At 68.4% G+C, this 21,050-nt stretch carries 21 protein-coding genes; 10 read left to right on the top strand and 11 right to left on the bottom strand.

All coding sequences use genetic code 11. The features are described 5' to 3' along the window. Window positions 1-10: 10 nt before the first annotated feature. Together TEP_RS10435 and TEP_RS10430 are read left to right on the top strand one after the other, a co-directional pair. The gene (locus TEP_RS10435) at window positions 11-310 is read left to right on the top strand and encodes a DUF2388 domain-containing protein (protein ID WP_032975508.1); all 300 of its coding nucleotides are present in this window, start codon (window positions 11-13) and stop codon (window positions 308-310) included. Between the two features lie 40 nt (window positions 311-350). Then, window positions 351-2,183, top strand: a complete 1,833-nt coding sequence (locus tag TEP_RS10430) for a DUF4105 domain-containing protein (protein ID WP_132825236.1) — start codon at window positions 351-353, stop codon at window positions 2,181-2,183. Here TEP_RS10430 and TEP_RS10425 read toward each other — a convergent pair. Both TEP_RS10425 and TEP_RS10420 read right to left on the bottom strand, forming a co-directional pair. Continuing rightward, window positions 2,161-3,228: an ATP-binding protein gene (locus tag TEP_RS10425; protein ID WP_132825235.1), complete on the bottom strand. Its 1,068-nt coding sequence runs from the start codon at window positions 3,226-3,228 to the stop codon at window positions 2,161-2,163. The genes TEP_RS10430 and TEP_RS10425 overlap by 23 nt on opposite strands. Further along, the gene (locus tag TEP_RS10420) at window positions 3,228-3,944 is read right to left on the bottom strand and encodes a response regulator (RefSeq protein ID WP_132825234.1); all 717 of its coding nucleotides are present in this window, start codon (window positions 3,942-3,944) and stop codon (window positions 3,228-3,230) included. The genes TEP_RS10425 and TEP_RS10420 overlap by 1 nt, the downstream gene beginning before the upstream one ends. 130 nt (window positions 3,945-4,074) lie before the next feature. Between TEP_RS10420 and TEP_RS10415 the strand changes: the two genes are divergently transcribed. The 4 genes from TEP_RS10415 to TEP_RS10400 all read left to right on the top strand — a co-directional run bounded on the left by TEP_RS10415 (window position 4,075) and on the right by TEP_RS10400 (window position 9,576). Further along, window positions 4,075-5,223 carry an efflux RND transporter periplasmic adaptor subunit gene (locus TEP_RS10415; protein ID WP_132825233.1) on the top strand — a complete coding sequence of 383 codons (1,149 nt, stop codon included), beginning with the start codon at window positions 4,075-4,077 and terminating at the stop codon, window positions 5,221-5,223. Between the two features lie 21 nt (window positions 5,224-5,244). Beyond that, window positions 5,245-8,409 (top strand): multidrug efflux RND transporter permease subunit, encoded by a 3,165-nt coding sequence (locus TEP_RS10410; protein WP_132825232.1) that lies wholly within the window; start codon window positions 5,245-5,247, stop codon window positions 8,407-8,409. Then, entirely contained in the window at window positions 8,390-8,782 is a 393-nt protein-coding gene (locus TEP_RS10405; RefSeq protein ID WP_132825231.1) for a nuclear transport factor 2 family protein, read from the top strand. The genes TEP_RS10410 and TEP_RS10405 overlap by 20 nt, the downstream gene beginning before the upstream one ends. Window positions 8,783-8,865: 83 nt before the next feature. Then, on the top strand, window positions 8,866-9,576 hold the full coding sequence (locus tag TEP_RS10400) for an MliC family protein (RefSeq protein ID WP_132825230.1): 711 nt from the start codon (window positions 8,866-8,868) through the stop codon (window positions 9,574-9,576). Between the two features lie 72 nt (window positions 9,577-9,648). Here the strand turns inward: TEP_RS10400 and TEP_RS10395 are convergent, their stop codons facing one another. From TEP_RS10395 to TEP_RS10365, 7 genes are all read right to left on the bottom strand, one after another. Next, window positions 9,649-10,185 carry a hypothetical protein gene (locus tag TEP_RS10395; protein ID WP_240790685.1) on the bottom strand — a complete coding sequence of 179 codons (537 nt, stop codon included), beginning with the start codon at window positions 10,183-10,185 and terminating at the stop codon, window positions 9,649-9,651. Next, window positions 10,166-10,732 carry an elongation factor P-like protein YeiP gene (yeiP, locus tag TEP_RS10390; protein WP_132825229.1) on the bottom strand — a complete coding sequence of 189 codons (567 nt, stop codon included), beginning with the start codon at window positions 10,730-10,732 and terminating at the stop codon, window positions 10,166-10,168. Before yeiP ends, TEP_RS10395 begins: the two co-directional genes overlap by 20 nt. 49 nt (window positions 10,733-10,781) lie before the next feature. Then, a complete protein-coding gene (locus TEP_RS10385) occupies window positions 10,782-11,552 on the bottom strand; it encodes an SDR family NAD(P)-dependent oxidoreductase (RefSeq protein ID WP_132825228.1) in 771 nt (256 codons plus the stop codon). A 79-nt stretch (window positions 11,553-11,631) separates the two neighbouring features. Beyond that, entirely contained in the window at window positions 11,632-14,205 is a 2,574-nt protein-coding gene (locus TEP_RS10380; protein ID WP_132825227.1) for an EAL domain-containing protein, read from the bottom strand. Then, on the bottom strand, window positions 14,202-15,095 hold the full coding sequence (locus tag TEP_RS10375; protein WP_132825226.1) for a hydroxymethylglutaryl-CoA lyase: 894 nt from the start codon (window positions 15,093-15,095) through the stop codon (window positions 14,202-14,204). The genes TEP_RS10380 and TEP_RS10375 overlap by 4 nt, the downstream gene beginning before the upstream one ends. 163 nt (window positions 15,096-15,258) lie before the next feature. Then, a complete protein-coding gene (locus TEP_RS10370; protein ID WP_132825225.1) occupies window positions 15,259-15,645 on the bottom strand; it encodes a VOC family protein in 387 nt (128 codons plus the stop codon). Window position 15,646: 1 nt separating this feature from the next. Next, a complete protein-coding gene (locus tag TEP_RS10365; RefSeq protein WP_033831003.1) occupies window positions 15,647-16,435 on the bottom strand; it encodes an enoyl-CoA hydratase-related protein in 789 nt (262 codons plus the stop codon). A gap of 120 nt (window positions 16,436-16,555) precedes the next feature. Between TEP_RS10365 and TEP_RS10360 the strand changes: the two genes are divergently transcribed. From TEP_RS10360 to TEP_RS10350, 3 genes are read left to right on the top strand one after another with little or no spacing between them, the layout of a single operon-like run. Next, complete coding sequence (locus TEP_RS10360) at window positions 16,556-16,810, top strand: FeoA family protein (protein WP_025874743.1); 255 nt, start codon at window positions 16,556-16,558, stop codon at window positions 16,808-16,810. Then, window positions 16,807-18,669, top strand: coding sequence for a ferrous iron transport protein B (gene feoB / locus TEP_RS10355; protein WP_132825224.1), 1,863 nt, complete (start codon window positions 16,807-16,809; stop codon window positions 18,667-18,669). Before TEP_RS10360 ends, feoB begins: the two co-directional genes overlap by 4 nt. Then, entirely contained in the window at window positions 18,669-18,923 is a 255-nt protein-coding gene (locus TEP_RS10350; protein ID WP_132825223.1) for a DUF6587 family protein, read from the top strand. Before feoB ends, TEP_RS10350 begins: the two co-directional genes overlap by 1 nt. Before the next feature lie 183 nt (window positions 18,924-19,106). Here the strand turns inward: TEP_RS10350 and TEP_RS10345 are convergent, their stop codons facing one another. Next, on the bottom strand, window positions 19,107-19,688 hold the full coding sequence (locus TEP_RS10345) for an NAD(P)H-dependent oxidoreductase (protein ID WP_132825222.1): 582 nt from the start codon (window positions 19,686-19,688) through the stop codon (window positions 19,107-19,109). 55 nt (window positions 19,689-19,743) lie between these two features. Further along, complete coding sequence (locus tag TEP_RS10340; protein WP_132826505.1) at window positions 19,744-20,136, bottom strand: MerR family transcriptional regulator; 393 nt, start codon at window positions 20,134-20,136, stop codon at window positions 19,744-19,746. A gap of 159 nt (window positions 20,137-20,295) precedes the next feature. On the opposite strand from TEP_RS10340, the gene dapB reads away from it, so the two are divergent. After that, complete coding sequence (dapB, locus tag TEP_RS10330) at window positions 20,296-21,024, top strand: 4-hydroxy-tetrahydrodipicolinate reductase (RefSeq protein ID WP_132825221.1); 729 nt, start codon at window positions 20,296-20,298, stop codon at window positions 21,022-21,024. The last annotated feature ends 26 nt before the right edge of the window (window positions 21,025-21,050 follow it).

The following is a 21,050-nucleotide window of genomic DNA, read 5'->3' as shown; positions in this document are numbered from 1 at the left end:
CTCCCCGACCATGATCCGTCCGTTCCTGCTGCTTGCCCTGTTGTCCCTGCCGCTGGCCGGCGTCGCTTCGAGTTTTGCCGGCACCTCGGCCGGTTCGGCGACGGGCGCCTCTTCGGGTTCCTCGGGCAGCAGTTCGGGCGATGACAAGGTGGTGCTGGCTGCCCGCGATGATGCGGCTGCGTTTGTCGCCAGCGATGGCCAGATCCGTGGCGCGCGCCTGCAGGCGGCACTGGTGCACCTGCGTGAGCAGGATGCAGCTGCGCAGCAGCAGAGCGACCTGCAGCTGGCACGCGCCCTGCTGGCGCGTTGATCCAGCGCCCGGGTAGTGCCGGCCGCTGGCCGGCAACCTCATGACACCTGCGTGGAACGCTGCCGGGCATGGCCCAACGCGACGGAGGCGGATGGGCTGGCTCGCTGCGTTGGCGTGGCTGGTCATTCCAACAGCCCAGGCCGCCGACCGCCTGCAGCTGGACCCGGCCGGGCTGAGCCCGGCGCAGCAGCAGGCAGCAATGCAGACACTGGCGGATGTGCAGTCGTTGCTGCCCGACGGCCTGCTGCGTGCCTTGCCCGCGCAGGTGCAGGTGCGCTGGCGTGACGACCTGCCCGCCAACGTGCATGGCCGTGCCTTCGCCGGGGGCATCGCGCTGCGCCGCGACCTGCTGGATGACAATGTGGCCGGTGCCCGACGCGCACGGCGCAGTGCGCTGGTGCACGAACTGACCCATGTTGCCGACCGCACGGGGGCGCACTGGTCACGCAGCGCCCGTTGGCGTGACCTTGCAGGTTGGCAGCGCAAGCCCTGGCATCTGGGTCGCGGTGACAACGCCTTCCGCGACCGCAGTCCCGATGCCTACGAACTGACCGACCCGGCCGAGTACCTGGCGGTGAACGCCGAACACTTCGTGCTCGATGCAGAGTTCGCCTGCCGCCGTCCGGCCTTGGCGCAGTGGTACCAGGCGCATTTCGGTACGCCGCCGTCGCTGCCCGCGCCGCACTGTGCGGGCACCGTTCCGCTGCTGCAGGCCGATGCGGAAGAGGGCGCTGCATCGCTGCTCGCACTGGACCCGGCGCGGGTGTACGCCGTGGACTACCTGTTCGCCGAAGGCAGTGCGCAGCCGATGAGCCGCTGGGGCCACAGCATGCTGCGGCTGGTGATCTGCCGTCCTGGGCGCGCACCGGGCCCGGACTGCAGGCTGGACCTGGAGCATCATCGGGTGCTGTCCTTCCGCGCCTTCGTCGGCGATGTGCAGATTTCCAACTGGCGCGGGCTGACCGGTGGTTATCCTTCGCGCCTGTTCGTGCTGCCGCTGCAGCAGGTGGTGGACGAATACACCAAGGTGGAGCTGCGCGGACTGGCCTCGCTGCCGCTGCAGCTGGACCGCAGCGAGATCGCCAGCCTGCTCGAGCGTACCGCCCAGGTGCACTGGAGCTATGACGGTCGCTATTACTTCGTCAGCAGCAACTGCGCGGTGGAGACGGCGAAGCTGCTGCAGGCCGGTGTCCCGCGCCTGGGCGAAGCCGGCCTGGCACAGCTGAGCCCGCGCGGGCTGCGCCGCCGCCTGGCGCGCCTGCATGCGCTGGACGAGCAGGTGCTGGCCGATCCCGTGCAGGCCCGGGCGCAGGGCTATTACTTTGCTTCCGCGCGTGATCACTACCAGCAGTTGTTCGCGGTTGCCGCCGCGCAGATGGCGTTGCCGGCGCGCGATGTGCGCGCATGGCTGGCGCTGCCGGCGCAACAGCGCGCCCCGTGGCTGCTGCGCGGTGATGTACGTGCCAGTGCCGGCCTGCTGCTGCTGGAACAGGCGGCGCAGCGGCGTGCGGAGCTGCGCGCGCGCGATGCACTGAAGCGACGGTTGCTGGCCGACCCGGACAGCAGCGCTACCCGATTGCTGCGCGCATTGCTGGAACAGAGCGGGCAGTGGTTGCGACCGGGCCAGTTGCTGGCCGACGCTGGCTACGGCCTGCCGCAGGCGGACGAACAGGCGGAGGTGGCACGGGCAGCGGCCGCTGCCAGCGCACGGGCGGTACCCGCCTGGCAGGCCTTGCGCGTGCAGCTGCGCGCGCAGTTGCCGGAATCGCAGCGACGTGAGCTGGATGAGATCGACCGCAATCTCGCTGCGCTGGGTGCGCGCGTGCGTGAGCAGGCCGCCGCAGCGCCGCCTACTGGCGCGGCAATTCGATGATGAAACGACTGCCGCCGCTGGTGCCCGGGGTGCAGTAGACCTGGCCGCCGTGCGCATCGGCGATGGCCTTGACCACCGCCAGGCCGAGGCCACTGCCACCGCCCAGGCGCGATCGTGAGCCGTCGCCGCGCATGAATGGATTGAAGATGTCCGCATGCAGGGCCGGGTCGATGCCCGGGCCTTCGTCTTCGATCGCCACCTGTACATGGGCCACGGTGTCATGCACGGCGATGCGTACCTTGCCCGGGTTGGCATAGCGGCGCGCGTTTTCCAGCAAGGCCAGCAGCGCTTGCCGCAACCGCGTCGGGTCGCAATGGGCGGGGTGCTCCTCGCGGCTGGTTTCCAGCTCCAGCACGAAGCCGGCGCTGCGGAACGCGGGATCCACCAGGGTCATCACCGAATGCACCTCGGCCACCACATCGGTACGGGCGCGGCGCACGTCGAGGCGGGCGTTGTCGGCCAGGCTCAGCACCCGCAGGTCCTCGATCAGCCGTGACAGGCCCTCGACCTGCGCCAGCAGGCTGCGGAACTGCGACTCATCGGGCTGGAACACGCCTTCGGCCAGGCCCTGCAGACGGCCGCGCAGGATCGTCACCGGCGTGCGCAGTTCGTGGGCGATGGCCGCGTGCCACATCACCCGTTCGCTTTCCATGTGCTGCAGGCGGCGGGCCATCGCGTTGAAATCGTCCACCAGCGCTGCGACCTCGCCGGGTGAGTTGGCCTCGGCCGTGGCGCGCGCGCCGAGATCGCCGCCGGCCAGCGCACGCACGCTGTCCACCAGTGAATTGAGCGGCGACAGGATGCGGTGGGCCAGGCGGAACGAGGCGGCGATCGCCAGCGCCAGCCCGGTCAGGATCACCCCGACCATCCAGGCCAGCTCCGGTCCGCTTGGCAGCCATCCTTCCGGCTCTTCGGCGCTGGCCGGGAAGAACTCGATCAGCACGGCGTACAGCAACCACGAAGAGAGGATCACCATCACGATGACGCCGACGACCATCAGCGACATCGACACGACGATGTGCCGGCTGAGCCCGGAGCGGCGCATCAGCGGTCGGCCATCAGACGGTAGCCGACACCGCGTACGCTGGCCGGAATCTGGCTGAGGCCCACTTCGTCCAGCTTGCGCCGCAGCTTGCTGACATGGCTGTCCACGGTGCGCTCCAGCGCTTCGCTTTCCGGCAGGCATTCGTGCATCAGCTCGCTGCGGCTGAAGATCCGTGACGGGGCCAATGCCATGCAATGCAGCAGCTTGAACTCGGTGAGGGTCAGCAGCAGCTCGTGGCTGTAGCCGTCGCCTTCCACATGCACCGCGTGGGTGGCGGTATCGATCAGCAACGGGCCCACGCGCAGGGCGCTGGAGGCATCCGCCCGCGGGCTGCGCAGCGTACGCCGCAGTACTGCACGCACGCGCGCCGCCACCTCCGCCGGGTTGAATGGCTTGACCACATAGTCATCGGCGCCCATCCGCAATGCGGTCAGCTTGTCCAGATCCTGGTCCAGCGCAGTGAGCATGATCACCGGCGTTTCGCCGCGCTGGCGCAGCTGGGTCAGCACGCTCCAGCCATCCAGCCGCGGCAGCTGCACGTCCAGCAGCACAAGGTCCGGGCGCATGCTGCGATGCAGGTCCAGGGCGGCCTGGCCATCGGCCGCACGCAGGGTGCGCAGGCCCTCGCGTTCAAGGTAGGCGGCAAGGATGTCGGCGATCTCGGCTTCGTCCTCGACGATCAGGACCAGCGCCGCGAGGGCAGGGGAGGCATGCATGGCAAGGCGAGGCCGGAAGGTGCTTGCCCTCCATCGTATCTCCACACTTCCTCCATCGAAACCCCATCATCGCCACGCACACTGCGCGCTTCATGATTCCTCAGCCGCGTCTGCGGCACTGTGCACAGCAATGAGAACCTTCAGGACTCCGGTCGCGCTGGTCGCGGCCTTCGCCTTGGCCATGACGGCCTGCTCCCGCCCCGAACCCACCGTCGAAGCCGTGCCGCGTGTCAGCGTGGTCACCGTTGGCCCGCAGGTGGTGCAGCGCGATGATGAACTACCCGGTCGGGTGGCGGCGGTGCGCACCGCGCAGATCCGTGCGCAGGTCGGCGGCATCGTGCAGCGCCGGATGTTCGAGCAGGGGGCGGAAGTACATGCGGGTCAACCGCTGTTCCAGATCGACCCGGCGGCGTTCCGCGCCGATGTCGATTCGGCGCTGGCGGCCCTGCAGCGCAGCGAGGCGGCACTGGGTCGCAGCCGGGTGCAGTCACAGCGGCTGCAGGCATTGGCGGCCGCACAGGCGGTCAGCCAGCAGCACCGCGACGATGCCAATGCCGAGCATGAGCAGGCCCGGGCAGCGGTCAACGAGGCGCGCGCGATCCTGGCGCGACGCCAGCTCGACCTGCGCTACGCCACGGTCAGTGCACCGATCGATGGCCGCATCGATCAGGCGCTGGTGACCGAAGGCGCGCTGGTCGGCGTCGCCGATGCCGAGCCGATGGCGGTCGTGCAGCAGATCGACCAGGTCTACGTGGACGTGCGCCAGCCTGCTTCGCAGCTGCAGTCCCTGCAGCGCAGCGCGGTGGACGGCGAGTTGCCGGTGACGATCATCGGCGCGGCGGGTACGCCGCTGCCGCAGCGCGGTCGGCTGCTGTTCTCCGGTGTCAATGTCGATGCTCGCACCGGCGATGTGATCCTGCGCATCCTGGTCGACAACCCGGAGCGGCAGTTGTTGCCGGGCATGTACGTGCGTGCGCGGGTGCCGCGTGGAGCGCCGGCCAGCGCGTTGCTGCTGCCGCAGCAGGCAGTGCTGCGCAGCGCCGGTGGCCAGGCCTATGCCTGGGTCATCGCCGCCGATGGCAAGGCGGTGATCCGCACGCTGGAGGTGGACGGCAGCGTCAACCGGCAATGGCTTGTGCGGCACGGCCTGAAGGCCGGCGAGAAGGTGGTGGTGGAAGGCCAGGAGCGCCTGCAGGAAGGCGTGCTGGTCGATCCGCGCGACTGGCAGGTGCCGGTCGCCAGTGCCAGCGCACCGCCGACATCCGAACGCCAGGGCTGAGCCCTTCCAGGAACCTACGACATGGCCCGTTTCTTCATCGATCGCCCGGTATTTGCCTGGGTGCTGGCGATCTTCGTCATCCTGGCCGGCGTGCTGGCCATTCCGCGGCTGGCGGTCGAGCGCTACCCGGCGGTCGCACCGCCCAGCGTCAGCATCTATGCCAGCTATCCCGGCGCCAGCCCGCAGACATTGAATGATGCGGTGGTTGGCCTGATCGAGCGCGAGCTGTCCAGCGTCAAGCATCTGCTGTACTTCGAATCGTCGGTGGACACCTCCGGTGAAGCGTCGATCACCGCCACCTTCAAGCCCGGCACCGATCCTGAGCTGGCGCAGGTGGACGTGCAGAACCGGATCAAGGCGATCGAGCCGCGCCTGCCGCGCAGCGTGCGCCAGAACGGCCTGTTCGTGGAGGCGGCCGACTCCGGGTTCCTGATGCTGGTGGGCCTGCGCTCACCCGATGGCAGTGTCAGCGAAGCGGCGCTGGGCGATTTCATGGCGCGCAACATCATCGAGGAGCTGCGGCGCATCGACGGCGTCGGCCGCGTGCAGCTGTTCGGTGCCGAACAGGCGATGCGGATCTGGCTGGACCCCACCCGCCTGACCGGCTACGGCCTGACCATGGGCGATGTCGCCAGCGCGATCGAGCAGCAGAACCTGGAGATCTCGCCGGGCCGCATCGGCGATTCGCCCGGTGTTCCCGGCCAGCGCATCACCGTGCCCTTGAGTGCCGAGGGCCAGCTGTCCACGCCCGAACAGTTCGCGGCGATCGTGCTGCGCGCCGGTGCCGATGGTTCGCGCGTGCTGCTTGGCGACGTTGCCCGGGTCGAACTGGGCGCGCAGAGCTATGCCTGGGGCACGCGCGAAGATGGTTATCCGGCGACGGCCGCCGGCGTGCAGCTGCGCCCCGGTGCGAATGCGGTGCGTACCGCCACGGCGGTGCGCGAACGCATGGCCGACCTGCAGCCGCTGCTGCCGCACGGTGTCGAATCCAGCATCCCGTTCGATACCGCGCCCTTCGTGAAAGTATCGATCCAGAAGGTGCTGCAGACCCTGATCGAGGCGATGCTGCTGGTGTTTGCAGTGATGTACCTGTTCCTGCAGAACTGGCGCTATACGCTGATCCCCGCCCTGGTCGCGCCGATCGCGCTGCTGGGCACCTTCGCGGTGATGCTGGCGCTGGGGTTCTCGATCAACGTATTGACCATGTTCGGCATGGTGCTGGCGATCGGCATCATTGTTGACGACGCGATCGTGGTGGTCGAGGGCGTGGAGCGGATCATGGCCGAAGAGGGGCTGCCGCCGCGCGAGGCCACGATCAAGGCGATGCGTGAGCTGACCGGTGCGGTGATCGGCATCACCCTGGTGCTGACGGCGGTGTTCATCCCGATGGCGCTGGCCAGTGGTTCGGTTGGTGCGATCTACCGCCAGTTCAGCGTGGCGATGTCGGTGTCCATCCTGTTCTCGGCACTGCTGGCGCTGAGCCTGACCCCGGCGCTCTGCGCGACGCTGCTGCGGCAGGGCACGCGTGGCCACCATGGCCGCGGCGGCGTGTTCGGTGCGTTCAACCGTGGCTTCGAGCGGATGACCGGGCGTTACCAGCAGGACGTGGCGGCCGTACTGCGGCGCAGTGGCCGGGTGATGGGCCTGTTCGCTGCCTTGCTGGTGGCACTGTTGATCGGCCTGCATTGGTTGCCGGGTGCGTTCCTGCCGGAAGAGGACCAGGGCTATTTCATGACTTCCATCCAGCTGCCGGCCGAAGCAACCGCTGAGCGTACGCTGGCGGTGGTCGAAGCCTACGAACGGCATGTCGCCTCGCGGCCGGCGATCGCGTCCAACCAGGCCATCCTCGGCTACAGCTTCTCCGGTTCCGGCCCAAGTGCGGCGCTGACCTACACCATGTTGAAGGACTGGGGTGAACGCGGCGGCAGCACCGCATCGGACGAGGTGAAGGCGGCGCAGCAGGCCATGGCAACGGTCCCGGAAGGCGAGGTGATGAGCGTGATGCCGCCGGCCATCGACAGCCTTGGCCGTTCCTCCGGCTTCTCGCTGGCGCTGCAGGCGCGTACCGGACAGGGCCAGGCGGAGCTGCGCGCTGCCCTGCAGCAGCTGTTGAAGCTTGCAGAGGCAAGTCCGTTGCTGGCCGAAGTGCACGCCGATGGCCTGCCTGCGGGCAGCAATGTGCGCTTGGACATCGATCGCGCCAAAGCCGAAGCGATGGGCGTGGCGTTCACCGACATCAGTGCGACGTTGTCGGCGGCGATGGGCTCGCAGTACGTCAACGATTTTCCCAATCGCGGGCGCATGCAGCAGGTGATCATGCAGGCCGATGCGCCGCACCGGATGGAGCTGGAAGACGTGCTGAAGCTGTATGTCCGCAACAGCGAGGGCGGCATGGTGGCGCTGTCCGAACTGGTCACGCCACACTGGACCGAGGCGCCGCTGCAGCTGCAGCGCTACCTGGGGTTCCCGGCATTGAATCTGTCCGGCGCACCTGCCGGCGGGGTGTCCACCGGCCAGGCGATGGTCGAGATGGAGCGCCTTGCCGAGCAGCTGCCAGCGGGTTTTGCCCTGCAGCGGACCAGCCAGTCGCTGCAGGAGCGTGAGTCGGGTGCCCAGGCGCCGTGGTTGCTGCTGCTGTCGATGCTGGTGGTGTTCCTGGTGCTGGCGGCACTGTACGAGAGCTGGTCGATCCCGCTGGCGGTGATGCTGGTGGTGCCGTTGGGCCTGCTCGGCGCTGTTGCTGCGGTGTTGCTGCGCGGGATGCCCAATGACGTGTTCTTCAAGGTCGGCATGATCACGGTGATCGGACTTTCGGCGAAGAACGCGATCCTGATCGTCGAGTTCGCCCGCCAACTGCAACAGCAGGGACGCGGTCTGGTCGAGGCGACCATCGAAGCGGCACGCCTTCGGTTGCGACCGATCGTGATGACCTCGCTGGCGTTCGCGCTGGGCGTGGTGCCGCTGATGCTGGCGCAGGGGGCTTCAAAGGAAACGCAACAGGCCATCGGTACCGGTGTGTTCGGCGGCATGGTCAGTGCGACCGTGTTGGCCGTGTTCTTCGTGCCGGTGTTCTATGTGGTGGTGCAGGGGGCGCAGCAGTGGCTTGCGCAGCGCCTGCGCCGACGCCAGCCGACGCCGGGAGGGAGCGTGGATGGAAAGCAGGTGGATGGAAAGCAGGAACCCTGAGGGCCTGTACGAGGCGCAGCTGCGCGTGTTGGAGCAGCAGCTGCGGGATGCGCTGCTGGACGGCGACCGTGGCGAAGCCACTGCGCTGCTGTCACCGGTGTTGTTCATGATGGACGGGCAGGGCGGCCGGATGCTCGACCTGCCTTGGCTGAGGGACTGGCAGCAAGGGCGCCTGCAGATTCTTGCGCTGCAGGTGCATGCAGTTGAAACGCTGCTGTGTGGTCGGCTGGCGTTGTTGTCCGGCGATGTTCAGCTGCATGTGTATTGGCGGGGACGCGAACACGTGCAGCGCTTGCGCTTGTTGCGCGTCTGGACAAGCGCTTCCAGTGCCAGCGGCGCGCAGCTGCTGTCGATGGCGGTGCTGGCAGGCTGAACAGGGTCATGTGGCTTTCAGGCCCCGTTTGCGTGCAGATGGTAGGGTCCAAGGTCTCTGTAGTTTCGACAAGGAGTCGAGCCATGCGTGTAACTCCCAGTCTGTTGGCTGCCTCCCTCGGCCTTGCGCTGAGCGCCTGCCTGCCGGCCCAGACGCCGGCCGCCAGTAATGCGGGCGAGGCGACCGCAACGCCGGCACCGGCACCGGTGGCCGCCGCTGCGGATCGCGGCGGCAGTGGCGGCGGCAACGAAACCCTCTATCGCTGCGGCGACCTTGATGTGCGCGCGACCTTCAACGGAGGGGACGCAGCGACGGTAGTGATTGGCGGGCGCAGTTTCGCGATGTCCTCCGAACGTGCGGCCTCCGGTGCGAAGTATGGCGACGGCAAGGGCAACAGCTTCTGGACCCGTGGCAGTGACGAAGCGCTGCTCAGCCTGAAGGGCGAGGCGGACCGTGAATGCAGCGCGGTGGAAGCGACCGAGGGCGATGGCAGTGCCGGTAACGCGGCGTTCCGCGCCACCGGCAACGAGCCGGGCTGGCTGGCCGTCGTCGATGGTGATGCGCCGGGCCTGCAGGTGGATGTGGATTACGGCGAGCGCCGTTTCACCGTCGCCAAACCGACCGAGGGCGCAGATGGCTGGGTTGGCAAGGCGGCGGATGGCACCGACATCAAGCTGAGCTTCCAGCGCACCACCTGCCAGGACAGCATGAGTGGCGAGACATTCGAGGCCAAGGCGATGCTGGCCGTAGGCACGCGCCAATACCACGGTTGTGGCAACTTCGGCGGCAAATGACGAAAAGGGGACGGAGGGGATTACTTCGTTTGTGCCATGAACGACGTCATCCCCTCCGTCCCCTTTTCTGCGTCAGCCCTCGCAGGGCTTCAGATCCAGATCGGGGGACAGGTCGTAGCGCAGGTTCACACCGATCAACGCCTGCCGGATCGCGCAGTCATCGCGATGGCGGGCCACCAGGCCGGCAAAGATCTTCTCTCGACCGTCGCAGAACCTGGCGATGGCGGCCTCCAGTTCGCGACGACGGGCGTCGCCGTAGGGTTCTTCGCCGGCAAAATGCTGGCAGCTGTTCTCCCGTGCGATGAAGGCCTGCACATCGGCCGGCATGCCGCAGTAGATGCGGATGTCCTGCACGAAAGCGACGTCGTCGGGGACGCTGCAACCGGCGGCAGCCCGCGCCTGCTGCTCCTCGTCGGGGCCACCTGCCAGCGTCGCCGCAGCGTCTGCTTCATCTGCAGCCGGTGCAACCGCAGCGGCAGCGGTGTCCGCTGCTGGGGGCTGCGCGTCCGCCGCGACGTCACCGGTGCTGTCCGCTGCCCGCGGCGAGCACGCCACGAGCAGGGACAGGAAGGCGATCAGCGCAGCGCGGTTAATCGGCGCGGCCAGCAAATTCGCCGGTGGCGGTGTTCACCAGCACACGCTCGCCGTTGACGATGTACTCCGGCACCATGATCTCGATGCCGGTGTTGAGCTTGGCCGGCTTCGGGCGCTTGGTGGCGGTGCCGCCCTTCAGTTCCGGCGGCGTCTCGACCACTTCCAGCACCACCGAGGCCGGCAGCTGGATGGCCACCGGCTGCTCATCGATCACCTGCACATAGATGCCGGTCAGGCCGTCGGTGATGTAGCCGGCGTCATCGCCGATCACGTCCGCGTCCAGGGTGTAGGGGGTGTAGTCCTCGTCGTCCAGGAACACGAACGCATCGCCGTCCTTGTACGAGTAGGTGGACTGGCGGCGCAGCAGTTCGACTTCGACCAGGTTGTCGTCGGCATCGAAGCTGGCGTCGAGCTTGTTGCCGCCCGGCACGCTGTACATGATGAAGCGGAAGCGGACGTTGCCGCCGCGACCCTGCGGCGAGCTGCGCTCGATGTCGCGGATCTGGTAGACGCCGTTGTTGAACTCGACGACGTTGCCCTTCTTGATGTCGTTGGCTTTCATGATGATGTTGGTCGTTGGGGGAGGGCGCCGTCCCGGCGCCCGGGGGGAATCACTTCGGAGCGAGCCGGGTGGCGCCGTCCAGGCGGATGGTCTCGCCGTTGATGTAGGTGTTGCCGAGGATGTGGCCGACCAGGCTGGCGAAGTCTTCCGGCTTGCCCAGGCGCGACGGGAACGGGATCGAGGCGGCCAGCGATTCCTGCACGGCTTCGGGCATGCCATCGACCATCGGCGTCCAGAACACGCCCGGCGCGATGGTGTTGACGCGTATGCCGAAGCGCGACAGCTCGCGGGCCATCGGCAGGGTCATCGCCACCACGCCGCCCTTGGAGGCGGAGTAGGCGGCCTGGCCGATCTGGCCTTCGTAGGCGGCAACGCTGGCGGTGTTGATGATGACGCCGCGCTCGCCGTCGACGCCGGCCTCGTTGTGCTGCATGCGGTTGGCTGCGGCCTTGGCGACGTTGAAGCTGCCGACCAGGTTGACCATCACCGTGCCCTGGAACGCGGCCAGCGGCATCGGGCCTTCCTTGCCCAGCACGCGGCCAGCGCCGAGGATGCCGGCGCAGTTCATGGCGACATTCAAGCCGCCGAGGAAATCGCAGGCCTGGTCGATGGCCGCCGCCACGGACGCTTCATCACTGACGTTGACGTTGAAATAGCGGGCGTTGTCCTGCCCCAGGCCGGCAACAGCGGCCGCGCCCTTGGCGTCGTTGAGGTCGAACAGGGCGACCTTGCCGCCCTCGGCAACCAGGTGCTGGGCCACGGCCAGGCCGAGGCCGGAGACGCCGCCAGTGATCACGGCACGTACGGAAGACAGCTGCATTGCACGGTCCTGCAGGTTCAAGAACCGCCGATTCTAACGGAAGCGACGGCAGCCGCCGTTGTGCACTGCGCCGCCGGCCTCAGCCCAGTTCGCGGGCGCGGCGCAGGCGACGCTCGAAGTCGGCGGCGGGCAGGCCATGGGCGAACAGGAAGCCCTGGCCGACGGTCACCCCCAGGTCGAGCAGGCATTGCCGTTGCGGCTCGGTCTCCACGCCTTCGGCAACCACGCCCAGGCCCAGGCTGCGCGCGATCGCGCAGACCGCCTCGCACACCGCCACATCCGAGCGGTTGCCGGGAATTCCCTCGACAAACAGCTGGCTCAGCTTCAGCCCATGGATGGGCAGGCGCCGCAGGTAGTTCAGGGCGCTGTAGCCTTCGCCGAAGTCGTCGATGGTCAACATCACCCCCATTTCGCGGAGGCGGGCGAAAGTGCGCAGGGTGTCCGGCGCATCCTCGATCAGCACCCGCTCGGTGAACTCAAGCTCCAGCGCGCTGCCGGGCAGGCCGAACTCGTCAAGCACCTGCCGCACCCAGCGGGCGAGATCCTCACCGACGAACTGGCGCCAGGACACGTTGACGGCCACCCGCACCAGGCCGAGCCCGTCGTCCTGCCACTGCCGTACCTGCCGGCAGGCTTCGCGCAGCGCCCACTGGCCGATGCGCACGATGTCGCCGGTGTGCTCGGCGTGGCGGATGAACAGGTCCGGGCGCATCGGCCCCAGCTGGGTGTTGTGCCAGCGCATCAACGCCTCGCAGGCGATGGTGGCGCCACTGCGCAGGTTGACCTGTGGCTGGTACACCAGGTGGAACTCGTCGCCATCGAGGGCCTTGTGCAGCCGGCTCTCGATCTGCAGGCGGTCATGCTGGCGCTGTGCCAGTTCCGGGGAGAATACCTGCCAACCGTTGCGGGTGCGGCGCTTGCATTCGTACATGGCCGTGTCGGCGTTCTGGATCAGCTGCTGCGGCCGGTCGCCGTCGCGCGGTGCGCGGGCGATGCCGATGCTGGCGGTGACCGGGAACTCGTCGCTGCCCAGCTGGAACGGTGCCGAGAACGCCGCCGTGATGCGCTCGGCCAGCTGTTCGGCCTGGTCCGGCTGGTCGCGCAGGTCGCAGATCACCAGGAATTCATCGCCGCCAAAGCGTGCAAGCAGGCCTTCGGTGCCGATCGCGGTGGCGATGCGCCGGGTCGCTTCGATCAACAGTTCATCACCGGCGTTGTGGCCGAGCAGGTCGTTGACCACCTTGAAGCGGTCCAGGTCGATGTACAGCACCGCCACGCGGTCGTGGCCGGGGCTGCGCATGCGCACGCCGAGGTCGCTCAGCACCGCATCGCGGTTCATGATTCCGGTCAGCGGGTCGGTGCGGGCCTGCACGCGCAGGGTTTCCTCGGCCTGCTTGCGCTCGGTGATGTCCTGCACGGTGCCGGTGATGCGTGCGGCATCGACATCACCGGCCGGGACCTCGCCGATCATCCGGATCCAGAACGAGTGGCCATCGCGGCGCTGGCCCTGCAGCTCCAGGCCGAAGCTGCTGCGGTGTTCGATGGTGTCGGCCAGTGCCTGCTGCAGGGCGGCGCGGTCGTCGCTGCGCAGGCAGTCCAGCAGGTCGGGCATGTCTTCCAGGTCGGCCGGCTGGCCGACGATGCGCCGCGCCTCATCGGTAAGGTACAGGCGCTGCAGGCCGCGATCCCACTCCCAGCCGCCGATATGGGCCAGTGACTGTGCGCGCGCGAACAAGCTGTTGTTGCGCTTCAGTTCGGTGATGTCACTGAACATCGCATAGACATGGTCGGCCTGGTCGCAGCCGTTGCCGAACACCGGCACGTTGGTGGTGGACAACCACAGCATGCGCCCGCGCGGGCGGTGGTACAGGCCGATGATGGTGCTGCGGATCACCCGACCGGCCTGGAAACAGCGGCTGGTCGGCCACTGTGACTGGGTCAACGGGTGGCCATGCTCGTCGACGATGATCCACGCTTCGGGATCGAGCAGCGAGTGCAAGCCCACGCCGCCACCGGTGAGGCCGAGGATGCGATGTGCGGCCGGGTTGGCCGACAGCACGCGCAGGTCGCGGTCGAACAGGATCACGCCCTTGTCGATCGACTCCATCAACAGGCGATAGCGCGACTCTGCGCGCCAGCGCCCGCTCAGGTCGCGGGCAACGGCGACGATGCAGGGTTGGCCGCGGTCCTGGAAACCGGCCGAGTGCACCTCCACCGGAAAGCGGCTGCCATCACCGCGCATGTTGGTCACTTCGATGACGTAGGTGTCGCCGCGGTTCAGCGCTTCCCATACCGGTTGCAGATGGTCGCTGGGCAGGTCGGGATTGAGCAGTTCGATCGGCTGGCCGACGATGTCTTCGCGCGGGCGGTCGTAGGCGACGATGCCGGCGCGGTTGACGTCCAGCACCACGCCTTCGGCGCTGAGGATGCTGACCGGGTCGGGCACGGCGTCGAACAACGCGGCATAGCGTGCCTGGGTATCCAGTTCGCGCTGCTGCGCATCGGCCAGCGCCTGCCGTGCCTGGCGCAGCAGCCTGGCCTGGGCTGGCGGCGGCGAAACAGCCAACGCCGCGTCCAGAGCGGCCAGCGCGTCGTCGGTTGCGGCGGGTGCATCGCCGATGGCCGGACAGTCGCGCGGGCCGCTGTCGTTCATGTCGCTGCCAGCGCCTGCCCGACGCGGCTGGCGGTCGCGCGGCCGAGCAGCCCGGCCAGCCAGCGGCCGGTCTCGGCCAGCGACGGCAGGTCGACCCCGCACTCCAGGCCCAGGCCCTGCAGCAGGTACACCACGTCCTCGCTGGCCACGTTGCCGCTGGCGCCCTTCGCGTACGGGCAGCCGCCGGCACCGGACACCGCACTGTCAACCACCCGCACGCCTTCTTCCAGGCAGGCGGCGATGTTGGCGATGGCCTGGCCGTAGGTATCGTGGAAGTGCACGGCCAGCGCGCTCATCGGGATCTCTGCAGCCACCGCCTGCAGCATGGCGCGGGCCTTGCGCGGCGTGCCGACACCGATGGTGTCGCCCAGCGAAATCTCATAGCACCCCATCTGATGCAGGGCGCGGGCGACGCGCACCACATCGGCCAGCGGCACTTCGCCCTGGTAGGGGCAGCCGAGCACGGTGGACACATAGCCGCGCACGCGCACGCCATCGGCGGCCGCACGACGCAGGATCGGCTCGAAGCGGGCCAGCGATTCATCGATGCCGGCGTTGGTGTTGGTGCGGTTGAAGGCTTCCGATGCAGCGGTGAACACCGCGACTTCCTGCACGCCGACGGCGCGCGCACGGTCGTAGCCCTGTTCGTTCGGCACCAGCACCGGATAGGCGATGCCGGGGCGGCGCTGGATGCGGGCATAGACCTCGGCAGCATCGGCCAGTTGCGGGACCCAGCGTGGGCTGACGAAGCTGGTGGCCTCGATGGTGCGCAGGCCGGTGGCCGACAGGCGATCGATCAGGGCGATCTTGTCGGCGGTGGCCACGGCCTGTTTTTCGTTCTGCAGCCCATCGCGCGGGCCAACCTCGACGATGCGGACGAAATCGCTCATCGCCGCACCCCCATGAAAAGCGGGGCGGGGCGGGCAGGATTCGGCTGGGGTCACGGCGGTTCCTGGGAAACGGGGGCGGCCCGGTCTTCGCCAGGCTGCCAGATGAGATACGCAGGCGGGTCGCACAAGCGGCCACGCCTGCGCCTGGTTGTGGCGGAAGGACCTACCCGGGAAGGTGGCAGACCGCCTCGATGTTGTTGCCGTCGGGGTCGATCACGAAGGCGGCGTAATAGTCCGGGTGGTACCAGGGACGCAGGCCGGGCGCACCATTGTCGCGACCTCCTGCGGCCAGCGCGGCGGCGTGGAAGGCATCAACCTGGGCGCGTTCGGCGCAGACGAAGGCCACGTGCACCCCCTGGCTGAGCGGCGTTGCATTGCCCAGCCAGAAGAACGGCTTGCCGTGGTTGCCGAAACCCACGTGGTCGTGGGCGCCGGTCTGTTCGGCGCTGACCTCCATCACCACGCCGATCTGCAGCGGTGCCAGCGCCTGCAGGAAGAAGGCCCTGCTGCGCGGCAGGTCGCTGCTGTTCAAGCCGATATGGTCGAGCATGTCAGGCCTCCGTGACCCAGTGCGGCGCGCGTTTGTCGAGGAAGGCACCCAGGCCCTCCTGGCCTTCGGCCGATACCCGCAGGCGGGCGATCAGGGCGGCATTGTCGCGGTCCAGGCTGTCGCGGTCATGGGCGTCGCGAACCTGCCGGACCAGCAGCTTGGCCGAGGCCGAGGCGATCGGCCCGGCCTTGTCGAGCAGGGCCAGCTGTCGCTGCACCGCCTCGTCCAGGCGTTCGGGCTCCACCAGCTGGTGGATCAGGCCGATACGCAGGGCGGTGTCGGCGTCGAAGTGCTCGCCGGTAGCGAACCAGCGGCGGGACTGGCGGCTGCCGATGGCCTCGATCACATAGGGCGAGATCACTGCAGGGAGCAGGCCCAGACGGCTTTCGGTCAGGCCGAAGCGGGCGGCGCTGGTGGCGATGGCGATATCGCAGCAGGCCACCAGGCCGACACCACCACCAAAGGCCGCGCCGTGGACGCGGGCGAGGGTGGGCTTGGGCAGCTCGTCCAGGGTGCGCATCAGCCGGGCCAGGGCCAGGGCGTCGTCACGGTTGTCGGCCTCGCTGGCGGAGGCCATGCCGCGCATCCACTGCATGTCGGCACCGGCGGAGAAGGAGGCACCGTGGCCGGCCACCACCACTGTGCGCACCGTGTCATCGCGGCCGGCCGCTTCCAGGGCTGCGGTCAGCCGGGCGATCAGGCCGGCGTCAAAGGCGTTGTGCAGCTCCGGCCGGTTCAGCCAAAGGGTCAGGACAGCGCCGTTGCGCTCGATCTGCAAAGCATCGTTCATGGGATTCCGGGGGTTGCTCCATACCTGTATGGATCATAGCGGGCCATTGGTCATGGGCCATGACGCGACGCGGGAATGTTAGAATCGAGAACCATTTACATCCAGCAGAGAACACGCTAGATGACGCTGTCCGAACTGCCCCTGCACGCCTCGGCCGTGGTCGATTCCGTGCAGGACCTGCATGCCAACGATGCCATCGCCCGGCGCCTGCGCGAGCTGGGCTTTGTCAAGGGCGAGGAAGTGCGCCTGGTGGCGCGAGGCCCGGTGGGTGGCGAGCCGCTGCTGGTGCAGGTCGGGTTCACCCGTTTCGCGCTGCGTATCAGTGAGGCCCGGCGCGTGGTCATCGACCCGGCCAGCCAGGAGGGACGTGCATGAGCGCCACCGCAACCGCCGCCCCGCTGCGCATCGCGCTGGTCGGCAACCCCAACAGCGGCAAGACCGCGCTGTTCAACCAGCTGACCGGCAGCCGGCAGAAGGTCGCCAACTACACCGGCGTCACCGTTGAGCGCAAGGAAGGCCGCCTGCGTGCGCCGTCCGGCCGCGAGTTCGCCGTGCTCGACCTGCCGGGCGCCTACAGCCTGCAGCCGGCCAGCCTGGACGAGGCGATCACCCGCGACCTGTGCCGGGGTTTCTACCCGGGTGAGGCCGCACCGGACGTCCTTCTGTGCGTGATCGACGCCACCAACCTGCGGCTGCACCTGCGCTTCGCCCTGGAGCTGCGCGAGCTGGGCAAGCCGATGATCATCGCCCTGAACATGGTCGACGCCGCGCAGCGCCGCGGCATCCAGATCGATGTGGCCGCGCTGGAGCGCCAGATCGGTGTGCCGGTGGTGGAAACCGTGGCGGTGCGCAAGCAGGGCGCGCGTGCACTGGTGGAACGCCTGGATAGGATGGTGCCGCACCTGGATGCGCCACTGGCCGGCGTGGAGAGCGGCGCGGACTACCACGCGCAGGTGCGCGCGATCCTGGCCGCCGCCGTGCGGATGCCGGCACGGACGGCCAAGATCGACGACACGCTGGACCGCTGGCTGCTGCATCCGGTGTTTGGCCTGATCACGCTGGTGGTGGTGATGTTCCTGATCTTCCAGGCGGTGTTCGCCTGGGCGACGCCGCTGATGGATGGCATCGAGGCCGGCTTTGCCTGGCTGGGTGAACTGGCCGCCAGCGTGCTGCCGGCAGGCCCGCTGACCAGCCTGCTGACCGACGGCATCATCGCCGGCCTGGGCGGCGTGGTGGTGTTCCTGCCGCAGATCCTGATCCTGTTCGCCTTCATCCTGGCGCTGGAGGAATCCGGTTACCTGCCACGTGCTGCGTTCCTGCTGGACCGCATGATGGCGGCGGCCGGCCTGTCGGGGCGGTCGTTCATCCCGTTGCTGTCCAGCTTCGCCTGCGCGGTGCCGGGCATCATGGCCACCCGCAGCATCCAGGACCCGCGTGATCGCCTGGCCACGATCCTGGTGGCACCGCTGATGACCTGCTCGGCAAGGCTGCCGGTGTATGCGCTGCTGATCGGTGCGTTCATTCCGGCCGGCAAGGTCGGCATCTTCAACCAGCAGGGCCTGGTGCTGTTCGGCCTGTACGTGGCGGGCATCCTCAGCGCGCTGGTGATGTCGTGGGTGATGAAGAAGTGGCGCCGCGACAAGAGCGAGCATCCGCTGATGCTGGAGCTGCCGTCGTACCGCATTCCGCATCCGCGCGACCTCGCCGTCGGCCTGTACGAGCGCGGCATGATCTTCCTCAAGCGCGTCGGCGGCATCATCCTGGCGCTGACCATCCTGCTGTGGTTCCTGCTGTCGTTCCCGGGCGCGCCCGCCGATGCCACGATGCCGGCCATCGACTACAGCTACGCCGGCCAGATCGGCCACGCGATGACGGCGATCTTCGCGCCGCTGGGCTTCAACTGGCAGATCTGCATCGCGCTGATCCCGGGCCTGGCCGCGCGCGAAGTAGCGGTGTCCTCGCTGGCGACGGTGTATGCGCTGTCGGCCGCCGATGACGATGCGGCGATCTCGGCACTGTCGCCGGTGGTGGCCGACGGCTGGTCGCTGGCTACCGGCCTGGCCCTGCTGGTGTGGTTCATCTACGCACCGATGTGCATCTCGACGCTGGCCACCATCAAGCGCGAGACCAACTCGTGGAAGCAGATGGGCTTTGCGGCGTTCTACCTGTTCGCCGCAGCGTACGTGGCCGCGCTGATCACCTACCAGGTGGCCGTGGCACTGGGAGGCGGCTGATGGACGCCGGCCTGCTGGTGCAGTACCTGATCATCGCGGTGGCCGTGCTGGTCAGCGCATGGGTGGTGCTGAAGAAGCAGGCGCCCGCCACCGTGCGCAGACTGCGCGGTGTGCTGGCGCTGGCGCTGCTGAGGCCGGGTCGTGCGGCCTGGCTGCAGGCGCTGGGCCGGAAGATCGCGCCGCCGGCCACTGGCGGTGGCGGGGCTTGCGGTGGCTGCGACAGCTGCGGACCGACGCCGCCGAAGCAGCACTAGAGAGGCGTCTGGGCGATGCCCTGGTGGGTGCGGACCTTGGTCCGCACTGCCGATTGATCATCCACGCATGGCGTGGATCTACCCAGCCCGGTGCTGCGCTCCAGCGGTGTCGGAATTGATCATCCACGCATGGGGTGGATCTACGTTGCAGGCAGGGTGAGGCGGCCGGTTCGCCGCGATGCGTCAACGTGCGCGCTCACCCAACTCCGCAGCCAAGGCAAGCCAGCGTTCGCGCTGTTGCGGCGTGCTGCTGCGCACCGGGCCCAGCCGGCTGACCCGTACCGGGCGTATGCCGCAGAACTCCAGGATGGTCCTCCGGATCTGGGTGATGCCCGGATCGCGGTAGATCCAGCGGTAGTACCAGGGCGGCGTATCCAGCGTGGTGATGACCCGCGCGCTGCGGCCTGCCAGCAGCCGGTCCCACCACACCGAATCGCGCCGGTAGCGGAAGGCGAAGCCCGGCAGCAGCACGCGGTCGAAGAAGCCCTTCAGCAGTGCCGGCATCGCGCCCCACCACGTCGGGTAGACCAGCACCAGGTGGTCGCAGGCCTGGATCGCGTCTGCTGCATCCTGCAGGTCGGTTTCCAGTGGCTGTATCTGGCGATAACCGTGGCGCAGCACCGGGTCGAACTGAAGGTCGCCCAGGGCGATCATGTGCACGCGGTGGCCGGCGTTGCGGGCGGCGGTCGCGTAGCGCTGGGCGAGGGCGCCGCACAGGCTGTCGCGGTCGGGATGGCCAAGCAGGATCAGGATGGAACGGGACACGGCAGTCTCGGAGGCTGGAAAGCAACCGACGTTGCGCTATGCCCCAAGGGCAGAGTCAAACGTCAGGGCAGCCGGCAGGAACCAGCACGCAGGTGCCATCGCCCTGCTGCAGCCATTGCCGCAGTTCGTCAGCCAACTGCTGCAGTTCGACCTCGACGCGGGCAAGCCGCTCGCGCTCGGCGGCAATCGCAGTGCGCTGGCGTTCCAGCAGGGCGAGCACGGCTGGCCAGTCCAACTGGCCGTCGCCGCGCTGCAGGCGGGTAATGGCGGCCAGGCCAATGCCCAGCCCCAGTGCCTGCCGGATCAGCTGCACCCAGGCCACGTCCTGCTCGCTGTAGTCGCGGTAGCGGTTCAGGCGCGGCACTGGCGGCAGCAGGCCGCGTGCCTCGTACAGGCGGATGGCCTTGGCGCTGGCGCCGGTACGGCGCGCGACTTCGGAAATGCGCACCGTTTCAGCCCTGCATCCGCGCAGGCGGCATGACGGCCTCAGCGCTTGGCGCGTGCGGTTGGCAAAGATGCATGAGGTGCGGGCCAGCGCTTGAAGGGGCACGCAGCGTAGCAGCGACAGTGCTTGCCGGACCATGCGTGCTGCCGCTAGCCTGCGTGCATGAACCAGACTCCCCTGCGATTGCTTATTCACGGCGCCTCCGGGCGCATGGGCCAGGCCCTGTTGCGGCTGGCCGCCGAACATCCTGATTCCCTGCAGATCGTCGCTGCGGTGACCGGCCGCGCGCCGGCGCAGCGGGTGATCGACGGCGTGCCGTTCTTCGCGGCCAGCGAGTTGCCGGGGGCGCCGGTGTTCGATGTGGCGATCGACTTCAGCCTGCCCGAGGGCTTCGATGCGCTGCTGGCACTGTGCGTGGAGCGCGGTGCGGGACTGGTATCGGGCACCACCGGTATTTCCAGTGTGCAGCGCCAGGCACTGGAAGCAGCGGCGGCGAAGATCCCGCTGGTGTGGGCGTCGAACTTCAGCCTGGGCGTGGCGGTGCTGGACGAACTGGTCGAGCGTGCAGCGCAGGCGTTGTCCGGTTGGAACTGCGACATCGTCGAATCGCACCATACGCAGAAAAAGGACGCTCCCTCGGGCACGGCGTTGACCCTGGGTGCCGCGGCGCAGCGGGGCGGGGCCGAGCCGCAGTACGCCAGCCTGCGCGCCGGAGACATCGTCGGCGAGCATCTGGTGCAGTTCACCGGCCTGGGCGAACGCATCGAGCTGGTGCACAGGGCCACCAACCGCGACATCTTTGCCCGCGGGGCGCTGTTCGCCGCTCGCCAGCTGCAGGGCCGGGCGGCAGGCAGCTACCGGGTACGTGACCTGCTGGACGGCCCCCTGTAAACGGTAGCGCCGGGCCATGCCCGGCG

Origin of the sequence: Stenotrophomonas sp. TEPEL (assembly GCF_004348785.1) — a bacterium.
GTDB lineage: Bacteria > Pseudomonadota > Gammaproteobacteria > Xanthomonadales > Xanthomonadaceae > Stenotrophomonas > Stenotrophomonas indicatrix.
This window is presented reverse-complemented; position numbering and strand designations above follow the sequence as displayed.

Bases quoted from the DNA above. Each gene is read 5' to 3' on its own strand.
- TEP_RS10435 (WP_032975508.1), top strand. From the start codon at position 11: ATGATCCGTCCGTTCCTGCTGCTTGCCCTGTTGTCCCTGCCGCTGGCC.
- TEP_RS10430 (WP_132825236.1), top strand. From the start codon at position 351: ATGACACCTGCGTGGAACGCTGCCGGGCATGGCCCAACGCGACGGAGG.
- TEP_RS10425 (WP_132825235.1), bottom strand. From the start codon at position 3,228: ATGCGCCGCTCCGGGCTCAGCCGGCACATCGTCGTGTCGATGTCGCTG.
- TEP_RS10420 (WP_132825234.1), bottom strand. From the start codon at position 3,944: ATGCATGCCTCCCCTGCCCTCGCGGCGCTGGTCCTGATCGTCGAGGAC.
- TEP_RS10415 (WP_132825233.1), top strand. From the start codon at position 4,075: ATGAGAACCTTCAGGACTCCGGTCGCGCTGGTCGCGGCCTTCGCCTTG.
- TEP_RS10410 (WP_132825232.1), top strand. From the start codon at position 5,245: ATGGCCCGTTTCTTCATCGATCGCCCGGTATTTGCCTGGGTGCTGGCG.
- TEP_RS10405 (WP_132825231.1), top strand. From the start codon at position 8,390: ATGGAAAGCAGGAACCCTGAGGGCCTGTACGAGGCGCAGCTGCGCGTG.
- TEP_RS10400 (WP_132825230.1), top strand. From the start codon at position 8,866: ATGCGTGTAACTCCCAGTCTGTTGGCTGCCTCCCTCGGCCTTGCGCTG.
- yeiP (WP_132825229.1), bottom strand. From the start codon at position 10,732: ATGAAAGCCAACGACATCAAGAAGGGCAACGTCGTCGAGTTCAACAAC.
- TEP_RS10385 (WP_132825228.1), bottom strand. From the start codon at position 11,552: ATGCAGCTGTCTTCCGTACGTGCCGTGATCACTGGCGGCGTCTCCGGC.
- TEP_RS10380 (WP_132825227.1), bottom strand. From the start codon at position 14,205: ATGAACGACAGCGGCCCGCGCGACTGTCCGGCCATCGGCGATGCACCC.
- TEP_RS10375 (WP_132825226.1), bottom strand. From the start codon at position 15,095: ATGAGCGATTTCGTCCGCATCGTCGAGGTTGGCCCGCGCGATGGGCTG.
- TEP_RS10370 (WP_132825225.1), bottom strand. From the start codon at position 15,645: ATGCTCGACCATATCGGCTTGAACAGCAGCGACCTGCCGCGCAGCAGG.
- TEP_RS10365 (WP_033831003.1), bottom strand. From the start codon at position 16,435: ATGAACGATGCTTTGCAGATCGAGCGCAACGGCGCTGTCCTGACCCTT.
- TEP_RS10360 (WP_025874743.1), top strand. From the start codon at position 16,556: ATGACGCTGTCCGAACTGCCCCTGCACGCCTCGGCCGTGGTCGATTCC.
- feoB (WP_132825224.1), top strand. From the start codon at position 16,807: ATGAGCGCCACCGCAACCGCCGCCCCGCTGCGCATCGCGCTGGTCGGC.
- TEP_RS10350 (WP_132825223.1), top strand. From the start codon at position 18,669: ATGGACGCCGGCCTGCTGGTGCAGTACCTGATCATCGCGGTGGCCGTG.
- dapB (WP_132825221.1), top strand. From the start codon at position 20,296: ATGAACCAGACTCCCCTGCGATTGCTTATTCACGGCGCCTCCGGGCGC.